The sequence below is a fragment of the Phenylobacterium sp. genome (assembly GCF_037968635.1).
In the GTDB taxonomy this organism is placed as follows: domain Bacteria; phylum Pseudomonadota; class Alphaproteobacteria; order Caulobacterales; family Caulobacteraceae; genus Phenylobacterium.
The window spans coordinates 1-10,102 of the sequence record NZ_JBBKVV010000156.1 but is presented as its reverse complement, the minus strand read 5'-3'; the positions used below and the strand labels follow the sequence as shown (position 1 = coordinate 10,102).

Below are 10,102 nucleotides of genomic sequence, written 5' to 3'. Positions count from 1 at the left end.
GTCCGAAGTTTCGCTTCGTCCACCCTCCCCATGAAGGGGAGGGAGGGCTGTGGCTTCGGCCTCGACGCTGACGATGACGATGGTCCGGTCGGGCTCCACGAATCCGAACAGGCGGCGGTGGGCGGTTTCGAAGGCGGCCTTGACGTCGGGAAGGGGGCCGAGCGCCGTGGGCAGTTCGGCGTCGGCGCCGTCGTAGCGCAGGCGCAGGGTGCGGGTCAGGCCCCCGTCGTCGGCCCCCTGGTCGGCCAGGGCCTGGCGAGCCTCGGCCTCCACGCTTTCCAGCAGGGCGGCGGCGTGGGTCAGGCCGTCGTCGTCCAGGGCCGCGTCGAGCCCGGCCTGCTTCAGGGCGGTCACCCTGGCCTGGCCGATGCCCCAGGCTGATAGCACGCTGCCGTAGCGGGGACAGAGCACCTGGTCGACGCCGAGCGCCTCTGCGACCTGACACCCGACCTGGCCCGCCGCGCCGCCGAAGGCGACGAGGGCGTGGCCGCGCGGATCGAAGCCGCGCTCTGTGGAGATACGGCGCACGGCCTGAGCGGTCTGCTCCACGGCGATGGCCACGAAGCCCTCGGCGGCGGCCTCGACGCTGCTCGCCCCCATGGCGTCGGCGAGGTCGGAGAGACGTGCGCGCGCGGCCTCCACGTCCAGGGGCGCGTCTGCGGTCGGCCCGAAAATGGCTGGGAAGAAGCGCGGATCGAGCCGCCCCAGGATCAGGTTGGCGTCGGTGACGGTGGCGGGTCCGCCGCGGCCATAGGCGGCGGGACCGGGATCGGCCCCGGCGCTGTGGGGCCCGACGCGGGCGCGCAGACCGTCGAAGAACAGGATCGAGCCGCCGCCCGCCGCCACGGTCTCAACGTCCAGCATGGGACTGCGCAGCTTCACCCCTGCGATGGTCGCGGTGTCGCGGCGCTCCAGGCGGCCGGCATAGCGGCAGACGTCGGTGGAGGTGCCGCCCATGTCGAAGCCCAGGGCCTGTTGCGCGTGGGCGGCGTCGGCGGTCTCAGCCACGCCCACCACGCCGCCGGCCGGGCCGGAGACCACCGCGTCGCGTCCCCGGAAGGCCTGCGCCCGCACCAGGCCGCCCGCCGAGGTCATGAAGTAGAGCGGGGCGCCGGCCACCGCGCCCGCCACCTTTTCCACATAGGCGCGCAGAACCGGCGTCAGATAGGCGTCGGCCACGGTGGTCTCGGCGCGCGGGATGTAGCGGGGCAGGGGGGAGACCTCGTGGCTGAGCGCCACGAACTCGAACCCTGCGGCGCGGGCCAGGTCGCCGGCGGCGATCTCGTGGTCCGGATTGAGGTCGGCGTGCAGGAAGGCGATGGCCGCGGCGGTGTAGCCCTCCGCCACGGCCGCCTGCAGCTTGGAGGCCAGGTCGCCGCAGTCCAGGGCCTCAACCACAGCGCCGTCGGCGGCGAGGCGTTCGCGGGCCTCGATCACGCCCGAATAGAGCGGCTCGGGGCGGACGATGTTGAGGGCGAAGAGGTCGGGCCGCGACTGGTCGCCGATGACGAGGGCGTCGGCGAAGCCTTGGGTCGCCACGAACAGGGTCTTGGCGCCGCGCCGCTCCAGCAGGGCGTTGGTGGCCACGGTGGTGCCCATCTTGATGGCCTCGACGCGGGCGGCGGGGAAGGGCGTTCCGGGCTCCGCGCCCAAGACCCGGCGCATGGCCTCGACGGCGGCGTCCTCATAGGCCGGCGAACTGGACAACAGCTTGCGCGAGACCTCCTCGCCGTCGGACGCCTTGCCGATCACGTCGGTGAAGGTGCCGCCGCGGTCGATCCAGAAATTCCAAAGTCTGTCCAAAACTTAACCTGCCTGCGGGACGATGCGCGTTGTGTTTGCCGCACTGCGGCACTAGGCTTGTGGATACTCCCATGAGTTTCTGGCGCAACATTGCTGGGCTCGCCGTCCGCCGCCCCGATGGGTGCGAAGACTGCGACGAGTGTCCTCCGGGCCTGCCCGGCGAGGATCCCACCTTCACGACTGCCGTCACGGCGTTGGGCGCCAAGCTGGCCAAGGCCGACGGCCGCGCCAGCGTCGGCGAGTTCGACGCCTTCGCCCAGGTGTTCCAGACCGACGCGGCCTCGGAGCGCAACATCCACCGCCTGTACGACCTCGCCCGCCAGACCACGCGCGGCTACGAGAGCTATGCGATCCGGCTGGCCAAGCGTTACCGCAACTGCCCGGCCCTGCTGGAGGACGTCCTGGACGGCCTCTTCCACATCGCCGGCGCCGACGGGGCGGTGACCACAGACGAGTTGGTCTATCTGGAGCATGTGGCGGTGCTGTTCGGCTTCTCGCCCCTGGTCTTCCGCCGGCTGAAGGCCACCCATCTGGGCCTCAGCGCCGAGGATCCCTATGGCGTGCTGGGGGTGCCGCACGACGCGCTGGACGACGAGGTCCGCAGCGCCTGGAAGGGCGCGCTGATCGTCGCCCACCCGGACCGCGCCCGGGCGCGCGGCCTGCCTTCGGAGTTCATCGAGGTGGCGGAGGCCAAGGCGGCCTCCATCAACGCCGCCTTCGACACCATCATGCGCGAGCGCCGGGAAATGGCGCTCGAAGGTGCGGCATAACACTGGTTTCGTTGCTTTTCGTGCTTTGAAGCGTTGACGGCGAGCGGCGTCGGAACAACATTATCGTAGCAGTCACCGGAAGAGGTGACGCCAGAGGAAGCCATGGTCAGGGAATTCGCCCGCAAACACGGTTCGGCGCTCCGCAGCTTCGCGGTGTTGGGCGGCGCCTTGGCCACAACGGCGGCGGTCGTCATCGCCGCGGTCCTGGCCCTGTTCGCCGCCGCCACGGTGGTGGTGATCGCGGTGATGTCCTCGGCCCTGCTGGCGCTGGCGGGCCTCGCCCTGCGCGCCAAGCGCACGGCCCACGCCCGCCGCGACGACGGGATCATCGAGGCCCGCAACCTGGGCGGCCATCACTGGGTCGCCTACGGCTGGAACGATCGGCGGTAATTCCCCGTCATCCTAGGCCTTGTGCCTAGGACCCCTCTCGAAACGTCTGGATTCTTGCCGGATGGAGCGGGCGCGGTTGTGCGTGTTCTGCTGCTCAATGCCACCGACAAAGGGGTCCCAGGCACAAGGCCTAGGATGACGGGGTTTGGCTGACGCGGCGTAGGGCTTGCCCGTCTCCACCACGCCATCTACCGTCGCTTCAAACAAGCGTTGGGAGAGAACGGCATGATTGGTGTGATCGCGGTCCTGAAGGTCGCTGAAGGCAAGAACGCGGAATTCGAGGCGATCTTCACCGACCTCGCCAAGCAGGTGCGGGCCAATGAGCCCGGCAACATCGCCTATCAGCTCACCAAGAGCCGCACCGATCCGCAGGTCTACAAGGTGCTGGAACTCTACAAGGACCAGGAGTCCCTGACCGCCCACGGCGGCACCGACTACTTCAAGGCCGCCGGCGCCAAGATGGGCCCCTGCATGGGCGGCCGTCCCGAGATCGAATACCTCGACGGCGTTTAGGGAAAGCGAGCATGGACCTCGACTTCTCGCAAGGTGACCTCGCCTTCCGCGACGAGGTCCGCGCCTTCATCGCCCAGGCCTTCGACGACGACATGCGGGCCCATATGGGCCAGTCGAAGAACGCCCATATCGACAAGACCGGCCAGGTCCGCTGGTGGAAGCGGCTGAACGAGAAGGGCTGGATGGCGCCCGACTGGCCCGCCGAATATGGCGGGACCGGTTGGACCCCTGCCCAGAAGTACATCTTCGACATGGAGATGGCCCTGGCCGGGGCGCCCGACACCTCCAACATGGGGGTGCGGATGTGCGCACCCGTCGTGATGGCCTTCGGCACCGACGACCAGAAGAAGCAGCACCTCCCGAAGATCCTCTCCAGCGAGGTCTGGTGGTGCCAGGGCTATTCCGAACCGGGATCCGGATCGGACCTCGCCTCGCTCTCCATGAAGGCGGAGCGCGACGGTGATCATTATGTACTGAACGGTTCAAAAATCTGGACGACCTACGCCCAGCATGCCGACTGGATGTTCTGCCTGGTGCGGACGTCGAACGAGGCGATCCGGCAGATGGGGATCAGTTTCCTGCTGCTGGACATGACGACGCCGGGGATCAGCATCGTGCCGCTGCCGACCCTGGATGGGCCGCCGGACGGCGAGCAGGAGATCAACCAGGTGTTCTTCGAGAACGTCCGGGTCCCGGTCGCCAACCGCATCGGCGAGGAGGGTCAGGGCTGGACCTACGCCAAGTACCTGCTGCAGTTCGAGCGCGGCAACGCCTATGCGCCGGGCCTGACCAATATGCTGGCCCGGGTGAAGATGATCGCCGGGGCCGAGCGGTCGGACGGCGGCCTGCGGATGCTGGATGACAGCGATTTCCGCCGCAAGCTGACCGAGACCCAGATCAAGGTCGACGCGCTCAACGCCACCGAGCTGCGGATGTTCGCCGCGCGCACGGCGGGCGAGGCGATGGGGGCGGCGTCCTCGATGTTCAAGCTGGAGGGCAGCCAGGCCCAGCAGGCGATCACGGAACTGGCCCTGGAGGCGGCGGGGATCTACGCCCAGCCCTTTGTCCAGGACACCTTCGCCGAGATCAGGGGCGAGCGGAACGAGCCCCGCGCGGGCCCGGACTACGCGGCCACGGTGGCGCCGATGTACTTCAACTACCGCAAGACCTCGATCTATGCCGGGTCCAACGAGATCCAGCACAACATCATCGCCAAGATGGTGCTGGGGCTGTGAGCTTCGGGGCCTTCGAGGCGGCGCTGGCAAGGTGCGTCTCGGACGGCAAGATCGCCGGCGCTGTGGCCCTGGTGACAGACCGCGACGGCGTCACCTACGAACATGCCGCCGGGGTCCGGGCGGCGGGCCAGCCGGCGGCGATGGACGGGGCGACCGTGTTCTGGATCGCCTCGATGACCAAGGCGGTGGTGTCGGTGGCGGCGCTGCAGCTCGTGGAGCAGGGCAAGCTGACCCTGGACGGCGACCTCGGAGACCTGTGTCCCGACCTGAAGGACCTCCAGGTGTTGGAAGGCGTGGAGGGCGGCAAGGCCAGGCTGCGGCCCGCCAAGGGGTTCGTCACCCTGCGCCAGCTGCTGAGCCACACCTCGGGCTTCGCCTACACCTTCACCCATCCGGAATTCCTGGCCTTCTCCCAGACCGAGGGGGCGCTTGATCCCAACTCCGGCAGCCGCGCGGCGCATCGCCAACCGCTGATGTTCGACCCCGGCCAGGGCTGGATCTACGGCATCGGCATCGACTGGGTCGGCATCGTCATCGAGGCGGCCAGCGGCGAGCGGCTGGACGCCTATCTGACCCGTCACATCTTCGGTCCCTTGGGGATGGATGACACCGGCTTCGCCCTGTCGGACGGGCAGGCCGCGCGCAAGGCCAGTGTCCACGTGCGCGGGCCGGACGGGGCGCTGATCCCGATCCCCTTCGGCCTGCCGGCCAATCCCGAGGTGCTGTCGGGCGGGGGCGGCCTCTATTCGACGGCGGCCGACTACGGCAAGTTCCTGCGCATGCTGCTGGGGGAGGGCGGCGCGGTGCTGTCGGCCAGGACCCTGCGCAGCCTGTCGGAGAGCCACAGCGGGGCGCACAAGGCGGGCTTCATCAAGTCGGCCGCGGCGGCCATGTCCAACGACTTCGACCTCTATCCGCACATGGCCACCGGCCACGGCCTGGCCACGATGATCACGCCGGAGCCCACCGGCGACGGGCGCAGCGCCGGCAGCCTGGCCTGGGCGGGCCTGGCCAACACCTACTACTGGGCCGATCCGGAAGCCGGGCAGGGCGGAGTGCTGATGACCCAGCTGCTGCCGTTTGCTGATCCCGAGGTGCTGACCCTGCTCAGGGCTCTGGAGCGTGGGGCGTACGGCCTGGACTAGATAGATCCTCCCCCAGGCGCGCAGCGCCGAGGTGGGAGAGGTGGCGCGTCGCGAAGCGGCGGGACGGAGGGGGATCAACGTCGTTGACCCTTACAGTCCCCAAACAAGAGTCAAAGTCCCCCTCAGGCGCTTCGCGCCAGCTCCCCCAGGAGGGGAGCATCCATCAGGAGCGCGCGATCAATCCCGCCAACCGCTTCACGCCGTCGTCGATCTGCGCATCGGTCGGCAGCGAATAGCTGAGGCGGATGGCGTTGACGGTGGGGACCTCGGCGAAGAAGGGCTCGCCCGGCACGAAGGCGACGCGTTCCTCGGCCAGCGACCTTTCCAGCAAAAGCTTGCCGTCCATGCCGTCGGGCAGCCACAGCCAGACGAACATGCCGCCCTCGGGCCGCGACCAGGTGACGCCGGCCGGCATGTGGCGCTCCAGGGCGGCGAGGGTTGCGGCGGCCTTGGCGCCGTAGGCGGTGCGCAGGGACCCCAGGTGCTGCTCGTAGCCCTCCGACACCGTGGCGTGCAGGGCCATCTGGTTGATGGTGGAGACGTGCAGGTCGCAGCCCTGTTTCAGCAGGACCAGCTTCTCGATCACCGCCTTGGGCCCGCAGACCCAGCCCATGCGCAGGGCCGGGGAGATGGTCTTGGAGAAGGTGCCGCAGAACAGGGTTCGGGCGGCCTCGATGGAACCGGAGCGGGCGATGTCGAGGGCCAGCAGGGTGGGGAGGGGCTCGCCCTCGAAGCGCAGCTCGCGATAGGCGGCGTCCTCGATCAGGGTCATGTCCAGCTCGGCGGCGAGGTCCAGCAGGGCCTCGCGTTCAGAGAGCGTCAGGCTTTCGCCGGTGGGGTTGGCGAAGTCGGGGACGAAATAGCCCAGGGGGTTGGGCTCGCGACCGTCCATCAGGGCCTTGGCGTCGACGCCATCGCGCAGGGCGCGTTCGGGCAGGTCGAGATAGGCGGGCTCGTAGGCGTTGAAGGCCTGCAGGGCGCCCAGATAGGTGGGCCTGGCCACCATCACCGTGTCGCCGCGGGTGAGGAACAACTTGCCCAGCAGGTCCAGCGCCTGCTGCGAACCGGCGGTGAGGATGATGTTGGCCTCGTCGCACTCGACGCCGTTCAGCGCCATGCGTTCGGCTATCCAGCGGCGCAGAGGCAGGTAGCCCTCGCTCACCGAATACTGCAGGGCGGTCCGCGACTGTTCCGGATCGGCCAGGATGGCGTCGTAGGCGGCCTGGATCTGGTCGGCCGGGAACAGGCCGGGATCGGGGATGCCGCCGGCGAAGGAAAGGATATCGGGCTGATCCAGCAGCTTCAGCAGCTCGCGGATCTCATTGGCGCGGACGCGGGTCATCCGCTGCGAGAAGCGCGCGGCCCAGTCGGGGGGCGGGGTGGTCATGGCGTGGTCTCTGTCTCGTCTGCCGAGGCGCTGGCCTCTGTTGGCCGCGCGGACGCGGCGTCTCACCTGATCAGCTCAGGGGCGTCATACGAGGGGGTGCGAGATCGGGCTCATGACGGGAACCTAGTGGGGCGGGGGCGAATTGAAAAGCCCCACCGCAAACCCTTCTCCCGCAAGGGGAGAAGGGACCATGTCGTCCTAGTTCTTCGAGGGGATGATCACCGTCATGCTCTCGTAGCCCTTCACGAAGGACGAGGGCACGCGCTTGGGTTCTTCCACGACCTTGATGGTGGGGAAGCGCGGCAGGATTTCTTCCCATAGGATCTTGAGCTGGAGTTCGGCCAGGCGGTTTCCCACGCAGCGGTGGATGCCGAAGCCGAAGGAAAGGTGCTGGCGGGGGCGTTCGCGGTCGATGATGTAGGCGTTCGGATTGACGATCACCTCTTCGTCCCGGTTGCCCGAGGCGTACCACATGACGACCTTGTCGCCCTTCTTGATGGTCTTGCCGCCCAGCTCGACGTCCCGCGTCGCGGTGCGGCGCATGTGGGCCAGCGGGGTCTGCCAGCGGATGGTCTCTGAAACCATCGACGGCACCAGGTCCGGATTGGCGCGCAGCTTGTCGTACTGATCCGGGTTCTGGTTCAGGGCCAGGACCGAGCCGGTCATGGAGTTGCGGGTGGTGTCGTTGCCTCCGACGATCAGGAGGATCAGGTTTCCCAGATACTCCATGCGATCCATGTCCTTGGTGGCCTCACCATGGGCCAGCAGGGAGATCAGGTCGCCCTTGGGGGGCTGGGCGATCCGTTCGGCCCACAGGCGGCTGAAGTAGTCGACGCATTCGAACAGCTCCATCTGCCGCTCGGCCTCGACGACCTCGGGATCCTCGGAGCTGAACAGGCCCGATTCCGGACCCGCCGTGGCCACGTCCGACCAACGGGTCAGCTTGCGACGGTCCTCCCAGGGGAAGTCGAACAGGGTCGCCAGCATCTGGGTCGTCAGCTCGATGGAGACCTTGTCCACCCAGTCGAAGGGCTGGTTGATCGGCAGGCTGTCCAGGGTGTTCTGGATCCGCTCGCGGATCAGAGGTTCCAGAATGTGCAGGTTGTGGGGCGAGACGACGGGGCTGACGGTCTTACGCTGCACGTCGTGCTTGGGCGGGTCCATCGCGATGAACATCGGAAGGGTGAAGTCTTCCTTGGGGTCGAAGATGGTGATCGCCGGCTCGGAGGAGAACGCCTCGTGATTGGTGTCGACGGCCATGATGTCGTTGTACTTGGTGACCGACCAGTAGGCGCCGTCCTCGTGCTGATCGGCGGGATGCAGGTGGACCGGGTCCTCCTTCCGCAGGCGCTCGAAGTAGGGCCAGTAGGTCTCGGTGCGCCACAGCTCGATGTCGGTCAGATTGATCTCGTCGAGCGGGATCGAATAGGCCCGGGCGCGCGCTTCCGCTTTCAGGTCGATGTTGCCGTCGCTCATCAGGTGTCCTCCGAAGCCGTCTGGAGCGGCTATCTTATCACTGTTCAGACAAGAATGCTTGAGGCAGGGCCTCAAGGCAAGGGGGCGCACAGAGGACCGCCCCCTGTCCGTAGAAAATCTGTACAGACGGAAGCGCACGACCGTGCTGTAACGGGGGCTTCTCGAACAGATGTTTGACTGGAGCGCCCATGGCCGCCGACGCCCTCTTCAAGCCCTTCGACTACAAGGGCCTGCACCTCAAGAACCGGATCGTCATGGCGCCGATGACCCGGTCATTCTCGCCCGGTGGCGTCGTCACCGACGACGTCGTGGCCTATTACAAGCGTCGCGCGGCGGCTGAGGTCGGGCTCATCGTTTCTGAAGGCACGGGCGTCGACCGGCCGATCTCGGTGAACGACGCCAATGTGCCGCGCTTCCACGGCGAGGCCGCCCTGGCCGGCTGGAAGCGGGTCATCGACGCGGTGCACGAGGCCGGTGGTGTCATGGCGCCCCAGCTCTGGCACGTCGGCGCGGTGCGCGCCCGCGACCCCGAGTTCTCGCCCAAGGGCCCCTATGACAGCCCCTCTGGCCTGTCGCGTCCCGACAAGCAGTTCGGCGAGGGCATGTCCGAAGAGGACGTCGCCGACGCCATCCGCGCCTTCGCCGACGCCGCGGCCCACGCCAAGGCGCTGGGCTTTGAGTCCGTCGAGCTGCACGGCGCCCACGGCTACCTGATCGACCAGTTCTTCTGGGAAGGCACCAACGTCCGCGAGGACGCCTACGGCTCCAAGGAACTGCCCGGCCGCGCCCGCTTCGCCGCCGACATCCTGAAGGAAGTCCGCAAGGCCGTCGGCCCCGACTATCCGGTGATCATCCGCATCAGCCAGTGGAAGCAGCAGGACTACGCCGTCCGCCTGGCCCACGATCCCAAGGCGATGGAGGCCTGGCTGGGCGCCCTGGTGGACGCCGGCGCCGACATCCTGCACTGCTCGCAGCGCCGCATCTGGGAGCCGGAGTTCGAAGGCTCGGACCTCAACTTCGCCGGCTGGGCCAAGAAGCTGACCGGCGTGCCGACCATCTCGGTGGGCTCGGTGGGCCTGTCGGGCGAGTTCATCGCGGCCTATGGCGGCGAGGCCTCGCAGCCGGCGTCGCTGGACGAGCTGGAACGCCGCATGGACCGCGGCGACTTCGACCTGGTGGCCGTCGGCCGCGCCCTGCTGCAGGACCCCGAGTGGGTGCTGAAGATCAAGGAGGGCCGCAATGACGAGCTGAAGAGCTTCGAACGGTCGGCCATGGGGGTGCTGTACTAGTGGCGCCATGGAGGCGGGGCGCGGGCCCCGCCGCCCTTGATGCGGCGAAGCGGACCTTTCGGATAGCGCCGGGAAGCGGACGTTCCCAACGACC

At 68.1% G+C, this 10,102-nt stretch carries 9 protein-coding genes; 6 read left to right on the top strand and 3 right to left on the bottom strand.

Features of this window, described 5'->3' with window-relative positions; all coding sequences use genetic code 11:
• On the bottom strand, positions 1-1,803 hold a 1,803-nt coding region (locus AAC997_RS17775; RefSeq protein ID WP_340647040.1), incomplete at its 3' end, for a hydantoinase/oxoprolinase family protein.
• Between the two features lie 71 nt (positions 1,804-1,874).
• On the opposite strand from AAC997_RS17775, the gene AAC997_RS17770 reads away from it, so the two are divergent.
• The 5 genes from AAC997_RS17770 (at position 1,875) to AAC997_RS17750 (ending at position 5,856) form a co-directional block, all read left to right on the top strand.
• The gene (locus AAC997_RS17770; protein ID WP_340647039.1) at positions 1,875-2,573 is read left to right on the top strand and encodes a DnaJ family molecular chaperone; all 699 of its coding nucleotides are present in this window, start codon (positions 1,875-1,877) and stop codon (positions 2,571-2,573) included.
• 102 nt (positions 2,574-2,675) lie between these two features.
• Positions 2,676-2,963, top strand: coding sequence for a hypothetical protein (locus AAC997_RS17765; protein WP_340647038.1), 288 nt, complete (start codon positions 2,676-2,678; stop codon positions 2,961-2,963).
• Positions 2,964-3,188: 225 nt separating this feature from the next.
• Positions 3,189-3,476: a putative quinol monooxygenase gene (locus tag AAC997_RS17760; protein ID WP_340647037.1), complete on the top strand. Its 288-nt coding sequence runs from the start codon at positions 3,189-3,191 to the stop codon at positions 3,474-3,476.
• An 11-nt stretch (positions 3,477-3,487) separates the two neighbouring features.
• Positions 3,488-4,711 (top strand): acyl-CoA dehydrogenase family protein, encoded by a 1,224-nt coding sequence (locus AAC997_RS17755; RefSeq protein WP_340647036.1) that lies wholly within the window; start codon positions 3,488-3,490, stop codon positions 4,709-4,711.
• Complete coding sequence (locus AAC997_RS17750; protein WP_340647035.1) at positions 4,708-5,856, top strand: serine hydrolase domain-containing protein; 1,149 nt, start codon at positions 4,708-4,710, stop codon at positions 5,854-5,856. Before AAC997_RS17755 ends, AAC997_RS17750 begins: the two co-directional genes overlap by 4 nt.
• 163 nt (positions 5,857-6,019) lie before the next feature.
• Here AAC997_RS17750 and AAC997_RS17745 read toward each other — a convergent pair whose 3' ends face one another.
• Positions 6,020-7,243 carry a PLP-dependent aminotransferase family protein gene (locus AAC997_RS17745; protein ID WP_340647034.1) on the bottom strand — a complete coding sequence of 408 codons (1,224 nt, stop codon included), beginning with the start codon at positions 7,241-7,243 and terminating at the stop codon, positions 6,020-6,022.
• A gap of 198 nt (positions 7,244-7,441) precedes the next feature.
• Entirely contained in the window at positions 7,442-8,719 is a 1,278-nt protein-coding gene (locus AAC997_RS17740; RefSeq protein ID WP_340647033.1) for a cytochrome P450, read from the bottom strand.
• 188 nt (positions 8,720-8,907) lie between these two features.
• On the opposite strand from AAC997_RS17740, the gene AAC997_RS17735 reads away from it, so the two are divergent.
• The gene (locus AAC997_RS17735) at positions 8,908-10,008 is read left to right on the top strand and encodes an NADH:flavin oxidoreductase (protein WP_340647032.1); all 1,101 of its coding nucleotides are present in this window, start codon (positions 8,908-8,910) and stop codon (positions 10,006-10,008) included.
• Positions 10,009-10,102: the final 94 nt, after the last annotated feature.